Here is a 21,456-nt window from a genome sequence, read left to right on the forward strand (position 1 = left end):
ACAAAGAGGCGCGGCCCTGGGGAAAGAGGGGCCGCGCCGAGCCGGTCAGAAGGCGTAGCGCACGCCCAGATAGAATTGCCGCCCGGTATGGCTGTTGACCAGGATGCTGTCGCGGTTGGTATCGGTGAACTGCTGATTGAACTGATCGGTGAGGTTCAGCCCCTCCAGCGTCAGCTTGATGTGGCTGTTGAACGCATAGGAGATCGAGGTGTCGAAGGTCAGCGTCGAGCGCACGCCGTCGGCGTTGTTGAAGCTCGTTCCGCTCGGCACCGCGGTCAGATAATTGTCGCGGTAGGCGGCGGAGACGCGGGCGCTGAACTTCTTGTCCTCATAATAGAGCGTCGCGTTGAACGCATTCTTCGACAGGCCGGTGAGGTCCGCCTCGGTGAAGCCGGTCGCCGACAGCGTCGAGAAATAGCGGATCTTGGAATCGACGAACGTGTAGTTGAGCAGCGTGCCGAAATTGGCGAGCGCCCCGGGCAGGAAGCTGAACGGCTGCTGATAGTTGATCTCCAGCCCCTTGAGCGGTCCGCCCGGCGTGTTGACCGGCTGGCTGAAGGTGAACTGGTCGTTGGCCGACACGCCGAGCCCGTCGAGCAGCGACGTCGGCAGGCCCGAGGCGCTGAACGGCTGGGTGATCCGTGCGGTCTGGATGAACGACTTGATGTCCTTGTAGAACAGGCCGACGCCCAGAAAGGCGCGCGGCGCGAAATACCATTCGGCGGACAGGTCGAGCGTATTGGCGCGGATCGGTTCGAGCTGCGGGTTGCCCGAACTGACGGAGAAGACGCCGACGGTGCTGAGGCTGCCGCCCGGCGTCACCGAGCCGAGGTTGGGCCGCGTCATCACCTTGGCCGCGGCAAGGCGGACGAGGAAATCGGGCGTCACCTCTGCGGTCAGGTTCAGCGCCGGCAGCCAGTCGTCGTAGGAGCGCGTCACGCTGACCTGCTGCGCCGCGCCGGCGACGAGCTGATAGCCGCGCGAGGTCTGCTGCGTATGGACGTAGCGGACGCCGATGTCGCCGCGGATCGGGATGCCGACGTCCGCCTTGAAGTCGGCCTGAACGTAGCCGGCGGAGTCGATTTCCTGCACGCCGCGGATGTTGCCGCGCGCATTGGCGTTGCTCGCGCCGCTCAGCGCGAACAGGCCGGTGTTGCTGTAGATGTCGAACAGCTTGGCGAAGGCGTCGATATTGGGCGTGATCCACGACGAGACGTTGCCCGAGGGACCGCCGAGATTGCGGCCGAAGCCGGTGAGCAAGGTCGTCAGCGAGGCGAGGCTGGTGCCCGCGGGCAGTTGCGGCACGACACCCTCGTTGACCCGGGCGAGCGCGTCGGAGGTGAAGCGATAGCGTTTGACGTTGCCGCCGACCTTCAGCGTCAGCCCGTCGTTGAGCGTGTAGGCGAGGTTCGCCTGCGTGGTCAGGATGGTGTTGTCGACCGAATTGGGCCGCAGCCGGATCTCGGACCGCGGGATGCCGAAGCCGAAGCTCGCCGGATCGTTGACGTCGAAGCCGTAGTTGATCAGCGGCAGGTTGCGGTCCGGCCGGTAATCGTAGCTATAGCCGTCGGTGTTCTCGCGGTTGATGATCACCGTGGTCTGCACCGGATTGTCGAAGAACGAGCGCGAATAGCCGATCAGTGCGGTCAGCTTCAGCGCCTCGCCGAACTTCTGTTCGCCGGTCAGCGTATATTGGGTATATTCGGTGCTCAGCTCGTCGCGGCGGGTCTCGCTCTGGATGTCGACGTCGTTGAACACGCCATAGACCATGTCGCCCTTGCCGTTGATCTCGCCGTTGAGGGCGATCGCCTCGGGGCGGCCGCCCTGCGACAGCGGGCGGGCGAAGGAGAGATTCTCCAGCCAGTTCTCGGTGCGGGTCGCGGAGAATTTCGAATAGAGGACGTCGGCGCTGACCAGGGTGTCGCTGGTCGGCTGCCATTGCAGCGAGCCGGTGATGCCCAGTCGCTCCTGATCGTGGGTCAGCCGGCCGTAGCGCGGGAAGCGCGGGCTGTAGGTGGTCACCGCATTGGCCGCGGCATAGGGCGAGGCGGGATTGTAGCCGCCGACGTTGGTGCCGTCGAGCCAGCCGCCCGAGCCATGCCCTTCCTCGAAGATCCGCCGCTTGGTGTAGGAGGCGGAGACGAGCGCGCCGAGCGTGCCGCCGGCGAAGGTGTCGCTGATCACCGCGCTGAGCTTCGGGTCGACCTTTTGCGACAGGTCGTTGTAGCCGGCCTGGGCCGAGGCGACGAAGGTGAATTTGTTATAGTCGAACGGCCGCGCCGTGGTCAGGTCGACCGTCGCGCCGAGCGATCCCTCCTCCGTCTCCGCCGAGGCGGTCTTGCGTACCGCGATCGAGTTGAACAGCTCGGAGGCGAAGACGTTGAAGTCGAACGCCCGGTTGCGGTTGTTGCCGCCGGAGCTGTCGGTGCCGCCGGCGGTGCTCTGCCCCTCGACGCCGTTGACGCGGACGCGGGTAAATTGCGGGCCGAGGCCGCGTACGGTGATCTGGCGTCCTTCGCCCGCATCGCGCGCGATCGACACGCCCGGCACGCGCTGGATCGATTCCGCCAGATTGTTGTCGGGGAAGTCGGCGATGTCCTCCGCCTTGATGACGTCGACGATGCCGTTCGACTCGCGCTTCTCGTTAAGCGCGCGGCCCAGGCTGCTGCGGAAGCCGCGGACGACGACGTCGCCCTCGCCGTCGGGCTGCGTACCGGCAGCCTGGGGCGCGACGTCGGTCGGGTTGTTCTGCGGCGGGATGGCGCCGCCCTGCTGGTCCTGCGCCACCGCCGGGCTGGTCTGCGCGACCCGTTGCAGCACCGGCGGCGGTACCAGCTGCGCGACCTGACGGCGCTTGAGGACAATGGAGCGGCCCACGGTAACCGGTGTCAAATCGGTGCCCGATAACAGCTGCCGGAGTGCCGTATCGACCTCCATCGACCCCTCGATCCGGTTGACGGTCAGGCCCTGCGTCACCGCGGCGGGGGCGAGGATCTGGATGCCGGCCTGATGCGCGAACAGCGGAATGCCGGTGCGCGCGGTCTGCGCCGGAATGTCGAAGCGGCGGACCTGCGCCTCGGCCGCCGACGGCAGCGCCGCGACGCAGGCGAAAGCGGTGGTCCCCAGACAGAATGCGCGCATGTCGATCATCGTCCCCTCCTGTGCGGCGCCCTGTTGTCGGTGCGCTCACCAGGTAAGAGCCTAGGATGTCGCGTTTCCGTCGCCGTCGCGATGATTTTTCTTGGTCAGGCGGATTTCTTGCGGCGTGGTGGTGGCGACCATGTCGAACGACGTCGCCAGCATGGCGACGAATTCGTCCGGATTGTCGATCTGGAACAGCCCGACCAGCCGCTCGTCCTTCAAGCTGTCGTCGGCCAGCACGATCTGCCGCCGATTGTAGCGGTTGAACTCGCCGATCGCATAGCCCAGCGTCTCGTTCTCCAGCGCAATCTCGCCGTCGCGCCACGCCAGCGAGCGCTGGATCGCGGCCGGGGCGGCGCCGGTCACCGGCGTCGGCTGGCCGGGCGCAAAGGTCGCGAAATGTCCCGCCTCCAGGATCGTCATCGCGCCGCGCGCATCGCTCGGCCACACCGCGACCGTGCCCTCCGTCACCGCAACCTGCACGCCCGCCTCGGTGCGGCGGACCGAAAAGGCGGTGCCGACCGCGCGGGCCTGGGCGATGCCCGCGTCGACCACGAACGGACGCTGGCGGTCCTTGGCGACCTGGAACCACGCCTGGCCCTGTTGCAGCGCGATGCGCCGGCTCTGCGAATCGAGCAGGACGCGCATGGCGCTGTCGGTGTCGATCGTCGCGACCGATCCGTCGGCGAGCGGCAGGCGACGGATCTCGCCGCGGGTGGTCGTCACCTCCTCACCGATCCAGCGCTGCCAGCCGATCATGCCCGCCAGTGCCGCGGCGATGGCGCCGCCGGCGCCGGCCAGCACCCAGCGACGGTTGGCCTGGCGGGGCGCCGCCATGAGCGGCAGGGACGGCGCCTCGTCCGGTGCGACCGCCCGGTCGATCAGGGTGAGCGCCGCCTGCGCGCGCAGCAGGGCACCGGCATGCCGCGGATCGCAAGCCAGCCAGGCGTCGAGCTCGGCGCGGTCGTGACGATCGAGCGGATGCCGCAGCGCCCAGGCGGCGGCCGTCGCCTCAACGCTGTCGGACATGCCGGTTCCTTCGTGTCGCGACCGGCGCGGTGCCGTCCTCGGTCAGCATCGTCAGAATGGCGCGCAGGCTGCGGCTCGCCTCATTCTCGACCACCGCCTCGCTGACGCCGAGCGTGCGGGCGATCTCCTTTTGCGGCATGCCCTCGACCCGGCGCAGCACGAAGATGCGGCGGGCGCGATCGGACAGGGTGGCCAGCGCCGCCTGCACGCGGCGTAGCTCGTCGCGCGCCAGCGCGGTGCGCTCCGGGCCGGGCTGGTCACTCTCGATCTGATGGTGGACGTCGTCGATCGCCGCCTCGATCGGCACGATGCGCGCGCCGCGATGCTGGCGTTTGACGATGTTGCCCGCCATCGTGAACAGATAGGCGCGACCGTTGTCGATCGCTCCGACGTCCGCGATCTGGGCGAGGCGGCAATAGCATTCCTGCACCACATCCTCCACATCCCCCACGACACGGCGGCGCAGCCATGCCCTGAGATCGCGCTCATGCGGCAGGATCTCCCGTCCCACCCATTCCGCCAGAGCTTCGCGTTCCGTCACGTCTCCCCTCTCGCAGGGATAGAGGCAGGCGGCACGCATTTCCGTCATGCCGCGCGCGAATTCTTCGGGTTTCCGCAAGGTGCGTCATTGGCCCTGACGCGGAGGCAACTTTCCACCGATCCGTGCGATTGATCGACATCAACGATGAGGGAGGACCTGATGCGTGCACTCACCCTGGGCCTGATGGCGGCGGCGACCCTGATGTCGGGATGCGTCGGCGACAGCTATGGTGGCCGGCGCTACGCCTATGACTATAACCGGCCGGATCCGGCCTATGGCGGCTATTACGCCGATCGCTATTATGTCGACGGGCCGCGCTATCGCGAGCGGCGGCTGCGCGCCTCGGATCGCGTCTATGTCGGACAGAACGGCCGTTATTATTGCCGGCGCAATGACGGTACGACCGGCCTCATCGTCGGCGGCATCGCCGGTGGCGCACTCGGCGCGGCGCTCACCTCAGGCGGGTCGCAGACGCTCGGCACCCTGCTCGGCGCGGCCGGCGGCGCCGTGGCGGGGCAGGCGATCGACCGCGATAACGTCCGCTGCCGTTGAGGCTGTGGCAGGGGCGCCGGCGCTCCGATGCCGGCGACCTTGCGGCGGCGGGCCTACTGCGGCAACAGCGTGGTGCCGCGCTGACGCAGGGGATGGCCATGACACCCGAATTGCCGCCGCGCCGACGGGCCGCCGACCGGCGCGGTTTCCTGGCTCTGGCGATATTCCTGATCGGCTTCGCCGGTATGATCTGGGCCTTGGCCAGCGCCGCCGGCCTGACCTGAACCCCGGATCAGCGCGACAGGCGCTTACTCTTAGCCCGCGCCATCGTCAGACCAAGACCTGTGCCCGCAGCCATCGATATCAGGCACCACGTCGCAATCGCCTTCACGATCATGCCTACCACCCGCTCTCCTTCCAAAGCCGTTAAGGGCTTTTCGGATCAAGGGTATGCGCATTCCGACTGTAACTGCAAGGCAAGAGCCCTGACATTCAGCCAAAGCGGGTATGATGATAATGTCGATCTCTGTGATCGAAGATGCGGTTTGCCGGATCAGGCGGCGATCGCATCATTCCGTAGCATCGCTTCCGCCGTGGCTCGCTCCACCGGGGTCAGCCCGGCCAACAGCTCCAGATGCTCGACAGGCAGTGTACGATCATGGGGTTGGTGATCGTCGGCATTCGCAGCGGGGCGGGACGTCCCAAACAGGCCAAGCTTCGTACGGTGCATAGAATCCTCAGACCCACCGGGCTTCTTGCCGGCATAGTGACGCATCAATTCCGCGACGCCGTTGTGGTTCCGTGAGCCAATCGAGCGAGAGCCCCATTTTGGCACAGTGTTCGGCCGGACCGGCGTCGGCAAAGGCCGTCAGGCAGAGCCAGTGCTGTCCTGACGCCAGAGAAATCGCTGCGCGTCCTCCATTATCCGGGGTTTGCACCGCGGTCATAGCGGCTTAGGCTCCGGCCATGGACATGTGGCCTGCCATTGTCGGCGTGACCGCTGCGATTGCCATTGCCGTGGTGCTGTCCTTTGTCGCCGTGCAGCGCCGCCGACGTGCCGCGCGACGCGCCTGGGTCGACTATTTCCAGCGCGGCGGCCTGGCATCGCGGCTGGTCCAGCGCTGGTCGCATACGCCGCGGCTGACCGACCAGCGCAAAGGCGGCGACAGCTAAGGATTAGGTTGGCGCGGTTGGGGTGGCAGCGCGGAGGGGATCGCCGCGATCGCGAGCTTGGCATTCGGCACGCCATTACCTTTTCCGGTGTGACGCCCGCGCGAGTACCCCAGCTTACACGCCGATGAGATGCGCTATCCTGACGGTTGCTGTGTGGAAGGGGCAACGCGATGTCGCGAAATGGCTCGCGCATGACCACAACAGATGGCCCGGCACATGAAACGCCGTCGCGATCGCGGCGCAATATGGCCGTGAGTAGTGGTGAGCAATACCGCCGGTACGAATAGTGAGGCGGTTTACCGTCTCGACCGATAAGATTTAGGCTGCTGGAAATATGCGGCGTACGCGCGCTTGCGCCGACGGCTCTCGGCACCGGCCATCCGAACCGCCACGCCAAGGAGCGCAATCAGCAGCACGAGCACAATTAACAAAGGATCCATACGCCTGACGCCAACCGTAGCCAAGATTGTGCCGGTACCCCGGACGTGCCCAGAACGCGCCGCTGTCAATTGGGATCCATGGACGTTCCCGCTCCGGGGGGCTTCGGCGCCCCGTGTTCGTCACGCCGGCAGCGAGCAGGGCTGACCGCTACTGGCATGCGGGGGGCGTTCGCGGGTGACGGCGCCATGATCAGCAGGTCCACCACCGATCGCCTCGAGACCACGGCGGCGGCGCCCGCATTCTTGGTCGCGCGTGATACTCCGAGGCTTCCGCCGCCTCAGACACGACGTCATGCGATATGGTCGTGCTCAGGGGCCTCTGTGTCGTTGATCAGCGAAACGATAGCGGCGTGCTCAACCTGTAGATGGCGAAGTAGCTGCTCGGACATGGCGAGCATTTCGCGTCGATATGCCTGCCAGTCATCCGCAACGTTCACGTGCTGCCATCGCGTAAAGTACGTGCTGAATGCCTCCCCCATCAAAATGCATTCGCATTTCAACAGGCGCGCCGTTGCCGAGCGCTGCTTCTGGGCAGCCTGAATCACCGGGTCGAAAATCGCTCCATGCTTGAAGCGCTGATAGCGACCCAAAAGTTCGAACACGCGCCCGCGATCGATGCTGATAATCTCCGAGACGCTGACCTGATCCGTTTCGACGAGCGCACGAGCTCGTGTGACCAGCTCCCTTGCTTCATTTACAAACTGATCGGCATCCGCTCGGATATCATCGCTGAAGCGAGGAGTGACAGCTTGGAGCAAAGGCTGAATTGACATGGCAACAGCCTGGACTTCACAGGTTAATGAATTCGCGGCTGCACGTCGCATGGTACGGTACCGCGCCAGCGGCCTGCTGGTCTCGAGGCGGTTGCATAATTACGTTATCGCAATGAGCACCCGCCCCCTAAGCATCATCGAGCGCGCGATCGAACTTGCAAAGTCAGGCGCCTGTCACAGCTTGGCCGACATCCGGCATCAGCTGGCGGCAGAGCGTTACGAGAACGTTCACGGCCATACGACTGGTGCCAGCATCCAGAAACAACTCCGTGACCTGCTTGTCGCCCGTGGCGCGAAAGGCGCTGAGAGAGACGAGGACGAATAGGGCTGGCGCCCCCTCCATTGGGGCATATGACGCGGGCGAGGGCGAGGTGGCAGGCCGCGTTCCGCGATGGTGCGGTCCCTCGCCCGCCGTCCTCACTCAGCCTCGCTTCTCGGTTCGCCGCTGATCCTTAGCCTCATCGGCCAGGCCTTTGGCGTGCGGCCTCACTTTGCTGCAGCCGCCTTTGCCGCAGCGGCGAGGCGCTGGTTCGTCGCTTGGGCGCGGGCTGCGCACGCTTTCAGGACTTTCACCGCATCGGCGCCGCTGATGCCCGTGCCGAGCTGACGAAGCGAGGAGGTGATCGTTGCCGATGGGAGGTTCGAGATGCGACCGAGGTAATATGCGGAGGTCATCGCGGCCAATTTCCGGCTGGCGTCATTCTCTGCTTTCGGCCCCACCACGTTGCTGATCAATAAGCAGCGTACGTCGTCCAACGACGATTGGGCATGCAGGGGCGTGCTGCCGACCGAAATGGCTAAACCCAAGGCTGCGGCGACCGCGATCTTCATGCTATGCTCCTAGGCGCCGATTGCGCGTGAGCGATGTACGACGCGAAGGCGCTCAGGGACAGCTGATTGGTTACGTCGCCCTTCGTGCGCTTTGCATGGCGCAGACGAGCGGGCTCTGAACTGGGATACCGGACGTCGATAAACATACCGCCGTGTTCACCAGATCCATCATTCGAAACGTCACGGTCGCTGGCTTAGTTGGCCTGCATGACGATCGACGAGCTCGAGAATGAAGCCCTTCGGGCGCTGCATCGCGCCAATCACGGCGACCCATCAGAAGCCGCATGGCTCCGGCGTCATGCAGCCGCTCTCATCCTAGCGGCAGCCGTGCAGAGTAGGGCCGGTGGAATTATCCTCGGAAACCAACCCAGTCTGCGTCCAACATCGTGCCTGACAAGAGCAGCGTGACCGGATTGTATGCCAGTGGACGAGGGCACCTTCGACGCTGAATTGGGTATCCTGTTGCACAGGGGCTGAGGCGGGGCACAAGGACAGGGAGTGCCGGGGGCGGGAGATCGGCGGAAATCGGCGTGCCCGCTTGGGCTCCTGCACCGTCGGGGACGAGGGACACTACGTCTGACCGACCAGCGCGCTGATGCTGATGTCGAGAACAAAACGGAACGTCTTGGATGGCTCTGCGGATCGGGTCGGAGGACAGCCGATGCAGACCGGATCAAGGGGCAGCCGGAAAGCGAGACGGTCATCCTGCAGCCGGACTTGGTCGGCGCATCCTATGCCAAGGTCGGAGCGTGGGACGTCGACGAACCATACCCCTGCCCCGATCTGGTGAGGCGCGGATCGCGCACCTCGCCGCGAAGCTGTGGGACAGCCGCATTGAGCGATGGAAGGTCCGTTGCCGTGGGATCAAGGCGGGGCGACGTGGCAGGCAGCGTTCCGCGAATTGGCCGTGGCTGCGCGGCAGGCGCTCACCGCGGAGTAACGTCGGTTAATGCACCGATATGGCACGATCAAAATTAGTGCTGCCCTGGGGCCTATCTACCTGGTGAATATCAGATTAATGCAGTTCTCAGCCCCGCTCCTTTGCGTGGCGCAAAGGGGATGACACATGAAGAAGACAATTCTCGCACTCTCGATGGCAGGCGCCACAATGTTGATGTCGAGCCACGCCAATGCGGAGGTGCTGAATTTCGAGGACGCGCCGACGAGCGATTATGTCGCCCTCACGAGCTATAAGGGCTATACTTTTGGCAATGTTTACAACGTGGCCGGCCAAAGTTATGGGTATGGTTACGCAGCCGGTGTGGTTTCCGCACCTAACGTGATCTTCAACGGGTACGGTAATATCGCCTCGATTTCGTCGGCGACGGCATTCCTGTTGAATAGCGCGTATTTCACGGGTGCCTACGGCGACCAATCCGTCACGGTGACGGGCTACAACGGGCTCACGCAGGTCTTCAGTGAAACGTTCGACACACTGATCTCCTCGCCGACACTGCACTCCTTCAACGCGGTGCCGATCACTAGTTTTTCATTCGTCTCGCCAAATTCTCAGGTCGTTATCGATAATCTCAACCTGAGCCCGGCAACTGCCGCCGTCCCCGAGCCCGCCACCTGGGCGTTGATGATTCTCGGCATGGGCGCAGTCGGCTTCGCTATGCGTCGCCGCAAGACCGTCAACATGACCGTCCGCTTCGCCTGATTTCGACCCGTTATCAGGCTAAGATGAGCCGTCGTCCGGGCAAGGGGCGGCGGCTTTTCTGTCTTTGCTGCCTGTCCTGCAATAGGGCGATGACTTGAAGCTGGTGAACGGCTGATGATCGACGATCAGATACTTGGTGCCTGCATCCCGTCGTTGCCGCCTATCAGGATGTATCGACGCCTTATTGCCCTGCTTCGCGGAAGCTTGGGATCAGCCGGTGATCGCGGCGTCGCGGTTCTCCCAGAAGCAGTTCATGCACGCGGTCGGACGCCAGCGATGCGAGTGCGGCGATAAAGGTAGCGGCTATGCTGCCACCCCAAATTACCGCAACGAGCAGGATCATCGTTTCGAATGCGGACATACCAAATGCACCTTTTACGCGGTCACTAGGGCCGCGAAACGGCGCGATCGTCGTGTGGTTCCCACCTCGGTTTAGGTGTCCCGATCTAGGACACCGCTTAACATTTCGTAAACCACCCCGGCGAGGTTGGAACTTGCCGGCACACGGCGAATTTCGCCGAGAGCCCGGAGTGCTGGGTGGTTCAGAGAGGTAAGATCATGAAGAAATTTCTTGGGTTGCTCGCGGCCGGCACCGCTATGTGCGTGGCATCCAGCGCGAACGCTGCGCCGATCATGGGATCGTTCAGTCTCACTTCCTTCGGTGGCAGCTACGTTGGCGGCACTGCGGCGACCGCTACGGGCCTCGATTTTGGCAGTGCGTCCGGCGGCACTGGTAACGGCTTTGGCACTAACGGCACGGCATTGGTCGGCAACGCGACGGGTAGCTTCGCCGGTCTCAACGGCCTGACCGCCTCGATCGCGGACCTCGCTCTGGGTGCCTTTGCGAACCCGACGGCAAATCCGTTCTTGTCGTTCGGCAATGCCAGCAACATCGTCTTCAACTTCACCAACGCAGCGCTTACCCGGTCGCCGCTGGGCACCAGCGTGACGATTACCGGGACCGGCACGTTCAGCAACGGAAACGCTGCCGACACGTCGACCGGCATGTTCACCCTGGCGACTGCCTCGCAGAACGGCATGGCAAGCGACGTCAACTTCACCTTCACCAGCAACGTCAGCGCGGTTGCCGGCGCTGTCCCCGAGCCGGCGACCTGGGCAATGATGATCCTCGGTATGGGCGCTGTCGGCTTCGCGATGCGTCGCCGCAAGAACGTCAACACGACCGTTCGCTTCGCCTGATCTGACCTTTCGGTCAGGTTGAGAGGAGCCGCCGTCCCAACGAGGGGCGGCGGCTTTTCTGTGTCCGCGGCGGCTCGTGCTATCGCGCCGAGAACGTCAGCGGGCCGGCGCGTCGATCAGCCGCTGCACCGCTGCATAGGTCAGCGGCCCGCGCTTCAGCATCGTGCCATCGCCAAGCTCGCCATCCGAACAGTTGAGCAGCCGGCCGATGCAGCGGCCTTCCCAGACCTTCCGAACGCCGGGGTCCCAGGCTTCCATATAGTCCGCATGGAAGGTCGAGCCGCCGGGCATGGTCATGCCGTTCATGCGGTCGGAGGAGAACCACACGTCACCATCATCAGCCGTGATCGTATAGGCCAGCTGCTGGCGCAGCTGCGGGATCAGATAGGGATGGTCGGCCGGGCACTGCGGATACGCTTCGCCGATGTATTTGGCCTGGGTGACGTGCGAGCGGTGATCGGCGCTGTCGAGGTCGCCGTTCCAGCAGGCACCGAAGTTGATCGCCGACATGATCTGACCGGCACCGCCGCAATCGGCGATCGCCTCGGCGAGCGTGGCGCGCTCGATCTGCGGTTTGCCGTCGGTGATGCAGCGGTGGGTATAGGTGGCGTTCTCGGGCTGGGGCTGGCCCATCCGCTTCATGTCGTAGCCGGAGACGATGCGCAGGCCAGTCGGCAGACCGACGCAGCCCTTGGCTGACTCTTTCAGGCACTGCGGATCACCGTCGGGCAGGCGCTTGTAGTAGATCGACATGTAATCGGGCACGATCACCTTGCCCGCCGCGTTCATCAGCGCCGGCACCCAATAGGCCGAGCGGTTCAGCTTGTTCGAGCAGGTGCTCTCACCGCTCGCGCGCAGGCTGGCATAGGTCGAGGCCCAATTGCCGCCATCGTTGCCGTACCATTGGTGGAGGTGCGGCGAGCCGCCCTTGACGCCCGGATACAGGATCGGATCGTCATAGTTCAGCTGACCGGCGGTGCAGATGAACCGAAAGGCACCGACATTGTCCGGCTTGCCCGAGGGTACCGGGTTGTGCGCGCCGGGCCCGATCAGCGGCGCAGTGGCGAAGTTGCTCGCGATCGGCGTCACTGCGGCCGGCTGGGGGGTGGGCGATGGGGCGGGCGCAGGCGTAATGGCGGCGATACGGTCGCGGCGCGTCTGCGCCGCGCTCGCCGCAATCACCTTGGCCTTGCCGAAGCAGTCGGCGGCCGTGGCGAACTTCACCGGGTTCGAGGCATCGGCCTTGCCGATCGCCACCGTGCCGCAGCTCGACACCGACTGGGCAGCGGCTGGGCCGGTGAGGACGAGCAGCGCCAGAATGAGAAGGTGCTTCATGGTCATGTTCCTCATGCAGGCCCGAACGCGATGCCGGTCAGGCGGATGTAGGACGCGCTGCCAGCGAAAACGACGGATGGGCTCGCGATCGCGGGCAAGGTGGCGACGGTGGAGAGGGTCTGCCCGTCGTCGAAGTTGGTGAAGTTCCCCGTCGCGATGGTGGTGCCGCCGTCGTCGTTCGTCAGTGTGGCGGGGCCGCTGTTGGTATTGTCGATGTCGTTGATCGCGAACCGCAGCGCGAGGCCGTTGACCGGCAACGTCAGCGTGTTCGTCATCGTGACGCCGGTGTCGTTGCCGGGCCCGAACTTGTCGGTCGAGCCGCTGGAGCCTGCGGGAACCGAGGTGAAAAGGGCGTCGTCGGCATCGAACAGGCCGTTGACGACGGTCTTGTTCGCCAGCGTCGCCGCGGTGCCGTAGTGCGCGGCCGCGGACACGTCCGACGGGAACTGGTGCGTGTCGGAATAGGTGTAGGTGCTGGTGTCGACCAGCTGCGCCTTCACGATGCCGCTGACCAGGTTGACGCCCGCGGTCAGCAGCGCCTGATCGCACTTGGGATAGAGCTTGTTCGCCATGGGTCCTTTCGAGGTTGAAGCGGACGGACGGGCTGCCTGAGATGAGTTGGGCAGCGGTCGGATTTTGTGCGGTTTCGAACTGAGCTGATTATCCAATCCGCATCAATGCTAGGGGCTCGCCACGTCCGAAGGGGCGGACGGAGAAACCGTAGTGCCGACGCAGCCCATCATGATCGAAGCGAGGCGGCTCCGTCAGGAGGCGCTCGACGTCATTTCAACTGTTCTGATGTCGTTGGGCGAGGGGCAGGACCGGTTCCTGAGCCGCCTTCCAAAGCTACGACTTGAGATGAATTCGATCGTGACGGTCTATCAAGCCTTCAAACATCGACACATCTTCGAGCCGCTATCCCAATTTGAAGACGCGGTGGATCGATCTGCTGCCAATGATCTCAAGATCGCGTCTATTTCCGCTTCGGAGTCATACCGCGCTCATATGCAGGCATGGCCGAGATCACGGGTTGAGGATGATTGGCGAGGCTATTGCGCAGCCGTTCGACTGATCGGCGGCTCGCTGCATCGAGCGATCGTCTTGGAAGGCGATCTCGTCGAGGAGCTATTGTCGAGGCAGCACGGCGTCGACACTGTTGAGCGAGACGAGGAATCGCACTCGGGCAAACCCTGACCGCTTCCAATCACCCTGTTTCAACGCGGCCAAGGCTCAAGCAGCAGGCGGCGCTTGTCGTCGCTGGAGCGCAGATCGAAGCGTCCCTGACGGGGTGGCGTCGTCGTCGGCCGCGGAGGCGCTACCGTCAGGCTGGCGCGTCTGCGGCGACGGCAGGCAAGGCTGCAGCGCTGCCGCCGGCGGGGCCGGGGGTGGAAGGAAAGAGGGCCGCGTCGAGCCCGTCGACGAGCCGCACCCGGTCAGCAGCGCGGCACAAAGCAGCGCCGGCAGGTGTCGCCGCATAGGTCATGACCTCTTTGGTGTTGGTGGGGACGATAGGGCGCAGCGCCGCGGCGCGGGCGGCATAGTCGCCCACGCCGCGGTCACCCGGCGCTCGGCCGCGAGGGCCGCATCGCCTGCTTGCCGATCCGCCAGCGCCTGGCGTTTCGCAGCGGCAACCTGTTCCGTCAGCCGGCCCTGCGCCTCGCGCGCGTTGCCGTAGGTCAGGACCAGGAAGACGGCGAGCGCGAGGGAGCCCGCGCCCGCCAGCAGCTTCCACCACATCAGCCGGGGCTGGTGTTGGTCGGCGTCGGCGCGATCGCGTGGCTCGCCTTGAAGCGCAGGACGATGGTCACGCCGGCGACGATCGCCATGATGACGCTGACGACTTGCTCCTGGTCGAGGTCGGCCGGCAAAGCGCCGAAGGCGCCAAGCAGCGCGAAGATGGCAGCGACGGTCTGCAGCCAGAGTACGGCTCTGCCACCGGTTCTTGGTGTCGAACATGGGGTTACCCCTTTCGTTGAGGCGTGCGCCACCCAGCCTGCGGCAGGGACGCGGAAGGATCGCTATGGCTGGGCGATGGGGTCAGGCCGGAAGGCCCTTGGAAGCACAGCTCGCGCTCAGCGCGGCGACGGTTGGCGAGACCGGCCACTACGCGGCGACCCGCGCTTTGCTGATGGCTTACCGGGGAGGCTGCGTTCAGCACTGCCACATAAGGTATCGAGGTCAGATAACTCGAGTGAGCTGCTTAAGTAGTTCGCCTTCGCGCGCGAGGCGGCGGGCGCGCTGCGCTGGGCCTGCCCTGCCTCGCTTTCGTTCTGCCATGGTTTACTCTACACAGCATTGAAGCTTGCGAAGAGCCTCAGGTTTAACGATTTTTTTGCTCGCAGACGATTAAAAAGCCCGTGGGGATGCCGTTCTGCGTAGTGCTTAGGCGAAGCGAGGCGGTGACAAACGGGGGAGTGAATGGAACACCTGGCGTCGATGCATTTGAAACTGCGGGTCCTGATCACCGATCTGGCAAATGAGACGTCCAAGCCCGCTCCAGATATGCCCGCGTTATCCGCTATCCGACTGAAGCTATCCCAGACCAGCCGTGCGCGAGCGACGAGGCTCGAAATGATGTTCGATGGTGCACGAGCATCCGCCGCAGGCGTGAGCCCTGAGCTGGCTCGCGTAGTAGACGATGCCCGCCAAGCTCGGCTTCTATCCGCCGCGCATATTGGCAAATGGACCTTGAGGGCTATCGAAGCGGACTGGGAAGGCTATTGTCGCGCTTCCGCCAATATGCGCAACTTCATGCTTAGCCAGATCGACGCAGAGGCGAAGGCGCTCAAGCTGCCGTGAAAGCATAGCTCGGTCCTGAAATGGCCGGGGCTAACGTACGGTCGCGTTCACCCGAGCCATCGCCCGGCACGTGAGTGCGGCACCGTACGCGTCGCCATTAACTACTTCAGTACATTGAGCGCTCATGACCCAACGCCGACAGGCGTATCATGCTTTCCGGCCTTAATCCCGAGTGCGTACAGCGATCAGTCGACGACCAGCTAGCCCTAGCAGAGCTTGCGACGTGCGAGAGCGTTAAGGCTATGCATCAAGAACTGGCGGCATTGTATCGCGCCCAGCTTGTCTGCTTGCTAGCGGCCGAGGTTCTGGTCGATGATGTAGCTGGCGTCGCGTACGACCGAGCAGCCTGAGAGGCCCAGATATGGAAGGAGCCGCAACCCCGTCGGGCGCGGCTCTACCATCCACAACCTGTCTGCCACTTTGCTGCGCACTGGTTAAGCGTTGCGCTTGAAAACTGGCGAATGTCCACATTTGGGGGTAAGCAGTCCGACCGCTCCCGGAGGCGAAGTCTATCAACTGCGCCGCACTGCGGCCGCTTTGCCCGCACTGGCCCTATTTTCGATTGAGCTGAAATGGTTTAACCCGGATCAAGGATTTGCCAGGGGGCTTGTCCTCCTCTGGACAGCCACATGATCCGTTCTCAGCCTGTAAGCTTCGCCGACCGGATCGTGATTTGGTCGATCAATCTTCGGTTATCTCAGGGCACCCGCTATATATTGGCGTCGATCCTAGTCCTGGCCGTCGGTTTGGCGCGTGTCGCATTCGTGCCTGATACCCTGCCATGGCTGCTTTTCATTCCGGCAACGATCGCCATTGCCTTGATCATGGGCAAGGGGCCCGGTCTGTTAGCGGCCTGTCTTTCGGCTGCCACCGGCGTCGTAACCCTCGGCCGGATTGACCATCCAACATGGGTGCCCCCGCAGCAGTGGCTGGCGGCCTCCCTATTCCTGATCGTCATGATCGGCCTCGTCATGCTGACTGCCGAATTGCGCGAGTCACTGCGCCGCGCACGACGCTTGAACGAGGAATTGGTCGAGAGCGAGCGACGGGCGGTGGAGCGACAAGCCTTCCTGTCCGGAGTGTTGGCCAGTTCGACCGATTGCATCAAGGTGCTCGATCTCGAAGGCAAGCTGACCTTCATGAGTGAAGGCGGTCAGCGGGTCATGGAAGTCAGCGACTTCAACGAGGTCGCCGGCTGTCCTTGGCCGGACTTCTGGCGGGATGCCGGTAACGCGGAGGCCAAAGCCGCCGTTGCCGCGGCAAAGGAAGGCGAAGCCCGCAGCTTCATTGGCAAGGCGGATACTTATCGTGGCACGCCGAAATGGTGGCATGTCGCGGTCAGCCCGATCGCGGGGTCGGACGGTCGTCCTGACCGTATCCTGTCCGTCTCACGCGACATTACGAACCTACGGGCGAGCGAAGAGGAACGCGACCGGTTCGTGCGTCTTGCCGAAAATAGCACCGACTTCATCGGCATGGCGCGGACGGACGGCAGCGTCTTTTACCTGAATGATGCAGCCAAACGGCTCGTCGGTTTAGAAGATGCGGCCGTCGAGCATCTATCCATCACTGACTTTTTTGCGCCCGAACAGGCTCAAAAAATTGCGGATGAGGTTCTGCCGGCGGTTGAGCGGAATGGTCATTGGGCGGGGGAGGTGGACTTCCGGCATTTCCGCACAAGCGCGCCAATCCCGGTGCTCTACTCCGTGTTCCCCATTACCGATGCGACGGGCGTCCTGATCGGCTATGGCACTGTCACCCGCGACTTCCGCGAGCGGCGACGCGCAGAAGACGACATGCGTCTGCTGAATGGTGAGTTGGCGCACCGCCTGAAGAACGTCCTTGCCGTTGTACAGTCAGTCGCGGCCCAGACATTGCGCGGCATCCCGGAAGCTGCACGGGCAAGCCAGAACCTTTCGGCACGTTTGGTGGCACTGGGCGGTGCGACAGATGTGCTAACCGGCAGTTCCTGGCGATCAGCCGATTTGGGCGAAGTCGCATCCCGCGCCTTGTCCCCGCACGGCCATCTTGGCGAGCGCATCATCTTGTTGGGGCCTTCGGTGACGCTGAAGCCAGAAGTGACCGTCGCCTTCGCCCTTGCGCTCCATGAGCTCGCGACAAACGCCGCCAAATACGGTGCACTGTCGAACGGGACAGGCAGGGTGATGCTGACCTGGTCGGTGGATGGTCTCGACGAAGATGCGACGCTTGCAATTGTCTGGCGCGAAGTGGGAGGCCCCCTTATCACGCCCCCCGAGCGTAAGGGGTTCGGTTCGGTCCTGATCGAGCGATCGCTTCGTTCCTATTTCAGCGGCAAGGCCGCAACCGACTATCGACCTGAAGGTTTGGTCTTTGAACTCGAAACGCGGCTTGGAGACGCCGCCATCGTGACCGGGAAATAATCGTGGGTCAGAGCACGCCTATCGGCAGCAAGACAATCCTGATTGTCGAGGACGAGGCACTGGTCCGATTCGACCTGGTGGACTTCTTCACGCACGCGAAGTGGCGGGTGTTCGAGGCAGAGAATGCGGACGAGGCCATCGCTATCCTCGACGAGCATAAGGAGATCCGTGTCGTCCTCACTGACGTGCAGATGCCTGGATCGATGGATGGGGTGAAGTTGGCGCACTACGTCCGCGAGCGCTTCCCACCAACCGTACTTTTCGTCGTATCTGGCAACGCGCCGATCCCGGAAAGCGAACTGCCGGTGCGAGCGATGTTCCTGCCCAAACCGTTCGATCCATATCGCCTGCTGCGGCAGATCGAGGATATGGCGCGTCCGTAGAGCGCGGCCGCCGCGAACGCGAACAACCCTGTGATACGGCGAACTATTGCTCGCAGCCGGCGTCCGTTCGTGGCGCTCCCAGCTCATGAACAGACGTCTGGGTTCCGGCGGAAGGGGAATGGCCGCTTCTGGGGGGGTAGCAGACAAGCATCTCTTCGCTGCCTAACGAGCTAAGATCGCGATCGCGGGTGCGAGAAGAGCGTACACAGCCACGATTACTCTTGTGCTGTTCGCATACCCCCGGCGTGCCAAGAACCAGCCGAACAAAAGCGGCATGGTCAAAAGGCCCAGCATCAACGGCCCACTTATCGGACGGTTTGGAGGAGGGCCGCGACGATCGTCGACTTGGCTCGTTCCGTCAGGCATGACTTCTTCTATATATCACGCGATAATGTCCGCAATTGGGCGGAAGCGGCCTGTTCGGTTTTGGGGGGGGAGCGGACATCGCTTGACCCGGCGTCGATTGCGCGGCCTTGTTCATCAAAACCGCTCGTTGATCGCGGATAGTAGAGATCGATCGGTGATCGGGAGGCCCGACGCATCTCCGATGACCATGTCGAACGTGCAGTTCGGGCAGATCGCGGTTGCTCGATCGGACAAAGGCTTCGAACCCGATCGAAGAATCTCTGCACCGGTCTTGGCGTCGCGACCGGCTGGGTTGAGCCACTCTGTGATAGCGCCGGGTTCGAAATAGGCTCCTGGCAACTCGTTAGCCGCACAGAAGTAGCAGGCACACTGCGCGCTTGCCTGCACCTCCTGCGCGTTCTCGAAGCAGTGCTCGTGCGCTTGAACAATCTGGGCCTCGGTCCAGGTCATGCCACGACCATGCCGTCACGACATATAGACAGCAATCGGATCGTTGATGAGCGGCGTCCTTCGCCAGTCGTCTATGTCCGCTTCTGGGCGATTGCCGACATCCGCTACCGGCTCGCGGCGACCCCGACCCCATAGAGCATCACGCTCAATATCAATCTATAGGTGGCCATATACGCCCAGAACCAAACTGGCTCTCCGCGGCGGATTACCTGCTGCCCACGAAGCCAAATCGAGCCAGACCGCATCGCTGCGATCGTCCTCCAAAGCATAAAGCCTGCGCTCGCACTTGCTAACACACCGATGATCAGCGCTAAGCCAGCGTCCATGACCTCTTTGCTGGCATAGGCGCGCGGTAATTTCCATACGGAGCGGGTGAACGTCCACAATTGGGCGTAAGCGGACGTAAACGACGCGGTCCCGGACTAGAGCCCCGCCCCCAGTGTCCAATGCCCGTCGGCATAGCGGATGACTTCAACGGTAAAATTGTGCGACAAACCGCCATGCTCGTACGTGAGAATAATCTCGCATCCTCGGCCTACTGCTGAGATGAAGCGCTGTTGCGGCGGCGAGTCTGGGAACACCACGTCGCCCCCCCGGAATGGCGCGTCATGCTCCGCCATAGGCCCGACCGCCGCCAACGCTTCAGCCGGCAGATCAGCCTTCGAGCGCATCGTCACCTGATGGAACATTGGATAGGGGCAGGTCGCTCCCGCGGCGGCAAGTGCAATGAGGATCATGCTGTGACTCAAATAAGTTCGCCCGACGTCCGCAACTGGGTGGTAGCTGCGCCTGGTGATTGGCTCAGGGGAGGGTGCGGCGATGCCCGTGCAAGCCAAAATCGGTAAGCACAACGATATATAGGTGACCTCCCGACTAAACTAAAGTTCATCGATTGCTCGATCGGTGACAGTTTGGTGACAGTCAGCTAGCGCCGTCGGATGAGAAGTTGGCAGGCGCTCCCACGCAGCGCAAAGGTAAAAGTGATCGGTTATGCCGTATCCACGATAAGCGTTGTTTTACTGGCGATTGTGTCTTGGCGCAGCGCAAGCCGTGACCCGGTTCTCACGATCTGCTTGGTGACAGGCGCGGCGTCATCCATAGCAGGGATGATGATGCGCATGTACTCATATGAGGTGCAAAAGGAAGAGGAGGCAGGCTGATTGCGCTTTGCGGCCGGCTGCGTTCGATCGCCTGATGTGCAATCGATCGAACGCGCCTTGTCCGTCTTCAGGAGCCAGTTGCCGGCTTCATTTTTTTCTCCAACATGACGGAGATTTCGTGATCTTATTTGCGGTTCTATAACATATCGCAATTAACGCGTGTACCATACCATTGAGTAACATGCGGGCGTACCTATGGAAGCGGCTTACCACATCAGTGCTGACACGGATCAGTCTTTAATCGTCATTACATTTAAAGACACGTTTTGGGATTACGATATCAAGACGAAATTCGTGGGCGACACGGTGAAGGCCATTATGTCGCTGGGATGCAAATTCGGCGATCAGCGCATCATCGTCGACTTACGGAATGCCGTCCTTCAGAGTCAGTCCACAATCACGTCTTTGCAGAAGTTTCTGAGCGATCCGAGTGGAGGCAAGGTGGCCTTGGTTGCCGAGACGCCAATGGCTCGGATGCAGACCAAGCGGTTGCAGGTGCGCGACGGGGTGCAAATGTTTCCCACCATTCCTGAAGCCGAGGAGTGGCTCGGGTTGCATTCGCGTTCGTCCGTTGCAGCTTGATCAAAGACGCCGCCACATCGCAATCAGGCTTGCAGCGAAAGCCACCGTCGTCTTCGCCGCATCGACGGCCTAACGACTGTTGCTCGCCAACCTGGAACCGGCAACGCCTGCTTCCTCGTCGAACCGGCAAACGCTCTCGAACACGTCCCAATAGGGCCGCGGCATGCGGTCCTTCAGCCATTTGAGCTCGTCCAGCGCCTCCTGCTGCGACATGCCTTCGACCTGATTGTCGACCACGTCTCGGCTGTGATCGACGGCACGAAGCTGGCAGTCGGCTCGGCTCCAGAGCGCCTGGGTGTGGCGGATTGCGCGCTGCTGCGGCTCGTCGAACAAGCCGGCTGGATCGCGGCCAAACCACTGCTCCACGGCAGTGCCGCCGCGGTTCACCAACACGTTCACGACCTTCATTTTCTCGCCAAGCTCGGCGGACAGGTCGACGATCTTGGCCATGGCAAGGTTCGGGATCTGCGCTCCAGGAACGCCGATCGATCGGGCCAGGTTGCCAGTGCGCTCGGCCTCCGACTTCATTGGCCGGGCACGGCGGATGCGGGCGCTCGGCTTGAGCTTCGGCTTAGGCATGGACGGGCTCTCCGGCGTGGGTGCCGACAGGCGGGCCGGGGATCGCCAGGCGCCGGTGTCGCGCGGCGGTTGCGTGGCTCACAGCCCGCGCCTCGTCCTCGACAGTCCTGGCGCGGCCAG

25 protein-coding genes are annotated in these 21,456 nt (G+C 63.2%); 11 read left to right on the forward strand and 14 right to left on the reverse strand.

Annotation, left to right across the window (positions count from 1 at the left end):
- Positions 1 to 45 precede the first annotated feature (45 nt).
- From D9601_RS12960 to D9601_RS12970, 3 genes are read right to left on the reverse strand one after another with little or no spacing between them, the layout of a single operon-like run.
- Positions 46 to 3,150: a TonB-dependent receptor gene (locus tag D9601_RS12960; RefSeq protein ID WP_198354391.1), complete on the reverse strand. Its 3,105-nt coding sequence runs from the start codon at positions 3,148 to 3,150 to the stop codon at positions 46 to 48.
- 51 nt (positions 3,151 to 3,201) lie between these two features.
- Positions 3,202 to 4,170, reverse strand: a complete 969-nt coding sequence (locus tag D9601_RS12965) for a FecR family protein (protein WP_198354392.1) — start codon at positions 4,168 to 4,170, stop codon at positions 3,202 to 3,204.
- Complete coding sequence (locus D9601_RS12970) at positions 4,154 to 4,711, reverse strand: RNA polymerase sigma factor (RefSeq protein WP_332837992.1); 558 nt, start codon at positions 4,709 to 4,711, stop codon at positions 4,154 to 4,156. Before D9601_RS12970 ends, D9601_RS12965 begins: the two co-directional genes overlap by 17 nt.
- A gap of 159 nt (positions 4,712 to 4,870) precedes the next feature.
- On the opposite strand from D9601_RS12970, the gene D9601_RS12975 reads away from it, so the two are divergent.
- The 3 genes from D9601_RS12975 (at position 4,871) to D9601_RS12980 (ending at position 6,376) form a co-directional block, all read left to right on the forward strand.
- Entirely contained in the window at positions 4,871 to 5,263 is a 393-nt protein-coding gene (locus D9601_RS12975) for a glycine zipper 2TM domain-containing protein (RefSeq protein WP_198354393.1), read from the forward strand.
- A gap of 98 nt (positions 5,264 to 5,361) precedes the next feature.
- Entirely contained in the window at positions 5,362 to 5,487 is a 126-nt protein-coding gene (locus D9601_RS20060) for a hypothetical protein (RefSeq protein ID WP_269769674.1), read from the forward strand.
- Positions 5,488 to 6,169: 682 nt separating this feature from the next.
- Positions 6,170 to 6,376, forward strand: a complete 207-nt coding sequence (locus D9601_RS12980) for a hypothetical protein (protein ID WP_198354394.1) — start codon at positions 6,170 to 6,172, stop codon at positions 6,374 to 6,376.
- A gap of 730 nt (positions 6,377 to 7,106) precedes the next feature.
- Here the strand turns inward: D9601_RS12980 and D9601_RS12985 are convergent.
- On the reverse strand, positions 7,107 to 7,589 hold the full coding sequence (locus D9601_RS12985) for a hypothetical protein (protein ID WP_198354395.1): 483 nt from the start codon (positions 7,587 to 7,589) through the stop codon (positions 7,107 to 7,109).
- Here D9601_RS12985 and D9601_RS12990 point away from each other — a divergent pair.
- Positions 7,588 to 7,914 (forward strand): hypothetical protein, encoded by a 327-nt coding sequence (locus D9601_RS12990; protein WP_198354396.1) that lies wholly within the window; start codon positions 7,588 to 7,590, stop codon positions 7,912 to 7,914. The genes D9601_RS12985 and D9601_RS12990 overlap by 2 nt on opposite strands.
- A 161-nt stretch (positions 7,915 to 8,075) precedes the next feature.
- Here the strand turns inward: D9601_RS12990 and D9601_RS12995 are convergent, their stop codons facing one another.
- The gene (locus D9601_RS12995; protein WP_198354397.1) at positions 8,076 to 8,420 is read right to left on the reverse strand and encodes a hypothetical protein; all 345 of its coding nucleotides are present in this window, start codon (positions 8,418 to 8,420) and stop codon (positions 8,076 to 8,078) included.
- Between the two features lie 1,066 nt (positions 8,421 to 9,486).
- Here D9601_RS12995 and D9601_RS13000 point away from each other — a divergent pair.
- A complete protein-coding gene (locus D9601_RS13000; protein ID WP_232474085.1) occupies positions 9,487 to 10,080 on the forward strand; it encodes a PEPxxWA-CTERM sorting domain-containing protein in 594 nt (197 codons plus the stop codon).
- Between the two features lie 181 nt (positions 10,081 to 10,261).
- Here the strand turns inward: D9601_RS13000 and D9601_RS13005 are convergent, their stop codons facing one another.
- The gene (locus D9601_RS13005; RefSeq protein WP_198354398.1) at positions 10,262 to 10,441 is read right to left on the reverse strand and encodes a hypothetical protein; all 180 of its coding nucleotides are present in this window, start codon (positions 10,439 to 10,441) and stop codon (positions 10,262 to 10,264) included.
- A gap of 197 nt (positions 10,442 to 10,638) precedes the next feature.
- On the opposite strand from D9601_RS13005, the gene D9601_RS13010 reads away from it, so the two are divergent.
- A complete protein-coding gene (locus D9601_RS13010) occupies positions 10,639 to 11,280 on the forward strand; it encodes a PEPxxWA-CTERM sorting domain-containing protein (protein WP_198354399.1) in 642 nt (213 codons plus the stop codon).
- Positions 11,281 to 11,376: 96 nt separating this feature from the next.
- Here D9601_RS13010 and D9601_RS13015 read toward each other — a convergent pair whose 3' ends face one another.
- The gene (locus D9601_RS13015) at positions 11,377 to 12,615 is read right to left on the reverse strand and encodes a DUF1996 domain-containing protein (protein ID WP_198354400.1); all 1,239 of its coding nucleotides are present in this window, start codon (positions 12,613 to 12,615) and stop codon (positions 11,377 to 11,379) included.
- 11 nt (positions 12,616 to 12,626) lie between these two features.
- Positions 12,627 to 13,187 (reverse strand): hypothetical protein, encoded by a 561-nt coding sequence (locus tag D9601_RS13020; protein ID WP_198354401.1) that lies wholly within the window; start codon positions 13,185 to 13,187, stop codon positions 12,627 to 12,629.
- Between the two features lie 151 nt (positions 13,188 to 13,338).
- Here D9601_RS13020 and D9601_RS13025 point away from each other — a divergent pair, with 151 nt between their 5' ends.
- Positions 13,339 to 13,809: a hypothetical protein gene (locus tag D9601_RS13025; protein WP_198354402.1), complete on the forward strand. Its 471-nt coding sequence runs from the start codon at positions 13,339 to 13,341 to the stop codon at positions 13,807 to 13,809.
- A gap of 127 nt (positions 13,810 to 13,936) precedes the next feature.
- Here D9601_RS13025 and D9601_RS13030 read toward each other — a convergent pair whose 3' ends face one another.
- Both D9601_RS13030 and D9601_RS13035 read right to left on the reverse strand, forming a co-directional pair.
- A complete protein-coding gene (locus D9601_RS13030) occupies positions 13,937 to 14,164 on the reverse strand; it encodes a hypothetical protein (RefSeq protein ID WP_198354403.1) in 228 nt (75 codons plus the stop codon).
- Positions 14,165 to 14,351: 187 nt separating this feature from the next.
- Complete coding sequence (locus D9601_RS13035) at positions 14,352 to 14,603, reverse strand: hypothetical protein (protein WP_198354404.1); 252 nt, start codon at positions 14,601 to 14,603, stop codon at positions 14,352 to 14,354.
- Between the two features lie 430 nt (positions 14,604 to 15,033).
- On the opposite strand from D9601_RS13035, the gene D9601_RS13040 reads away from it, so the two are divergent.
- From D9601_RS13040 to D9601_RS13050, 3 genes are all read left to right on the forward strand, one after another.
- Positions 15,034 to 15,414 (forward strand): hypothetical protein, encoded by a 381-nt coding sequence (locus tag D9601_RS13040; RefSeq protein WP_198354405.1) that lies wholly within the window; start codon positions 15,034 to 15,036, stop codon positions 15,412 to 15,414.
- 629 nt (positions 15,415 to 16,043) lie between these two features.
- Positions 16,044 to 17,816: a PAS domain-containing protein gene (locus D9601_RS13045; RefSeq protein ID WP_232474086.1), complete on the forward strand. Its 1,773-nt coding sequence runs from the start codon at positions 16,044 to 16,046 to the stop codon at positions 17,814 to 17,816.
- Between the two features lie 2 nt (positions 17,817 to 17,818).
- Positions 17,819 to 18,199 (forward strand): response regulator, encoded by a 381-nt coding sequence (locus D9601_RS13050; protein ID WP_198354406.1) that lies wholly within the window; start codon positions 17,819 to 17,821, stop codon positions 18,197 to 18,199.
- Between the two features lie 480 nt (positions 18,200 to 18,679).
- Here the strand turns inward: D9601_RS13050 and D9601_RS13055 are convergent, their stop codons facing one another.
- The 3 genes from D9601_RS13055 to D9601_RS20065 all read right to left on the reverse strand — a co-directional run bounded on the left by D9601_RS13055 (position 18,680) and on the right by D9601_RS20065 (position 20,135).
- Positions 18,680 to 19,015 (reverse strand): hypothetical protein, encoded by a 336-nt coding sequence (locus tag D9601_RS13055; protein ID WP_198354407.1) that lies wholly within the window; start codon positions 19,013 to 19,015, stop codon positions 18,680 to 18,682.
- A gap of 422 nt (positions 19,016 to 19,437) precedes the next feature.
- Positions 19,438 to 19,752: a hypothetical protein gene (locus D9601_RS13060; protein ID WP_198354408.1), complete on the reverse strand. Its 315-nt coding sequence runs from the start codon at positions 19,750 to 19,752 to the stop codon at positions 19,438 to 19,440.
- Positions 19,753 to 20,003: 251 nt separating this feature from the next.
- Entirely contained in the window at positions 20,004 to 20,135 is a 132-nt protein-coding gene (locus D9601_RS20065) for a hypothetical protein (RefSeq protein WP_269769675.1), read from the reverse strand.
- A gap of 235 nt (positions 20,136 to 20,370) precedes the next feature.
- On the opposite strand from D9601_RS20065, the gene D9601_RS13065 reads away from it, so the two are divergent.
- Positions 20,371 to 20,757, forward strand: a complete 387-nt coding sequence (locus D9601_RS13065; RefSeq protein WP_198354409.1) for a hypothetical protein — start codon at positions 20,371 to 20,373, stop codon at positions 20,755 to 20,757.
- Positions 20,758 to 20,826: 69 nt separating this feature from the next.
- On the opposite strand, the gene D9601_RS13070 is transcribed toward D9601_RS13065, so the two are convergent.
- Positions 20,827 to 21,336 carry a hypothetical protein gene (locus D9601_RS13070; protein WP_198354410.1) on the reverse strand — a complete coding sequence of 170 codons (510 nt, stop codon included), beginning with the start codon at positions 21,334 to 21,336 and terminating at the stop codon, positions 20,827 to 20,829.
- Positions 21,337 to 21,456: the final 120 nt, after the last annotated feature.

Origin of the sequence: Sphingomonas sp. MA1305 (genome assembly GCF_016107325.1) — a bacterium.
GTDB lineage: Bacteria > Pseudomonadota > Alphaproteobacteria > Sphingomonadales > Sphingomonadaceae > Sphingomonas.

What these genes read in the sequence shown, in the direction of transcription:
- D9601_RS12960 (WP_198354391.1), bottom strand. Translation starts at nt 3,150, where the DNA reads ATGATCGACATGCGCGCATTCTGTCTGGGGACCACCGCTTTCGCCTGC.
- D9601_RS12965 (WP_198354392.1), bottom strand. Translation starts at nt 4,170, where the DNA reads ATGTCCGACAGCGTTGAGGCGACGGCCGCCGCCTGGGCGCTGCGGCAT.
- D9601_RS12975 (WP_198354393.1), top strand. Translation starts at nt 4,871, where the DNA reads ATGCGTGCACTCACCCTGGGCCTGATGGCGGCGGCGACCCTGATGTCG.
- D9601_RS20060 (WP_269769674.1), top strand. Translation starts at nt 5,362, where the DNA reads ATGACACCCGAATTGCCGCCGCGCCGACGGGCCGCCGACCGGCGCGGT.
- D9601_RS12980 (WP_198354394.1), top strand. Translation starts at nt 6,170, where the DNA reads ATGGACATGTGGCCTGCCATTGTCGGCGTGACCGCTGCGATTGCCATT.
- D9601_RS12990 (WP_198354396.1), top strand. Translation starts at nt 7,588, where the DNA reads ATGGCAACAGCCTGGACTTCACAGGTTAATGAATTCGCGGCTGCACGT.
- D9601_RS12985 (WP_198354395.1), bottom strand. Translation starts at nt 7,589, where the DNA reads ATGTCAATTCAGCCTTTGCTCCAAGCTGTCACTCCTCGCTTCAGCGAT.
- D9601_RS12995 (WP_198354397.1), bottom strand. Translation starts at nt 8,420, where the DNA reads ATGAAGATCGCGGTCGCCGCAGCCTTGGGTTTAGCCATTTCGGTCGGC.
- D9601_RS13000 (WP_232474085.1), top strand. Translation starts at nt 9,487, where the DNA reads ATGAAGAAGACAATTCTCGCACTCTCGATGGCAGGCGCCACAATGTTG.
- D9601_RS13005 (WP_198354398.1), bottom strand. Translation starts at nt 10,441, where the DNA reads ATGTCCGCATTCGAAACGATGATCCTGCTCGTTGCGGTAATTTGGGGT.
- D9601_RS13010 (WP_198354399.1), top strand. Translation starts at nt 10,639, where the DNA reads ATGAAGAAATTTCTTGGGTTGCTCGCGGCCGGCACCGCTATGTGCGTG.
- D9601_RS13015 (WP_198354400.1), bottom strand. Translation starts at nt 12,615, where the DNA reads ATGAAGCACCTTCTCATTCTGGCGCTGCTCGTCCTCACCGGCCCAGCC.
- D9601_RS13020 (WP_198354401.1), bottom strand. Translation starts at nt 13,187, where the DNA reads ATGGCGAACAAGCTCTATCCCAAGTGCGATCAGGCGCTGCTGACCGCG.
- D9601_RS13040 (WP_198354405.1), top strand. Translation starts at nt 15,034, where the DNA reads ATGGAACACCTGGCGTCGATGCATTTGAAACTGCGGGTCCTGATCACC.
- D9601_RS13045 (WP_232474086.1), top strand. Translation starts at nt 16,044, where the DNA reads ATGATCCGTTCTCAGCCTGTAAGCTTCGCCGACCGGATCGTGATTTGG.
- D9601_RS13055 (WP_198354407.1), bottom strand. Translation starts at nt 19,015, where the DNA reads ATGACCTGGACCGAGGCCCAGATTGTTCAAGCGCACGAGCACTGCTTC.
- D9601_RS13060 (WP_198354408.1), bottom strand. Translation starts at nt 19,752, where the DNA reads ATGATCCTCATTGCACTTGCCGCCGCGGGAGCGACCTGCCCCTATCCA.
- D9601_RS20065 (WP_269769675.1), bottom strand. Translation starts at nt 20,135, where the DNA reads ATGCGCATCATCATCCCTGCTATGGATGACGCCGCGCCTGTCACCAAG.
- D9601_RS13065 (WP_198354409.1), top strand. Translation starts at nt 20,371, where the DNA reads ATGGAAGCGGCTTACCACATCAGTGCTGACACGGATCAGTCTTTAATC.
- D9601_RS13070 (WP_198354410.1), bottom strand. Translation starts at nt 21,336, where the DNA reads ATGCCTAAGCCGAAGCTCAAGCCGAGCGCCCGCATCCGCCGTGCCCGG.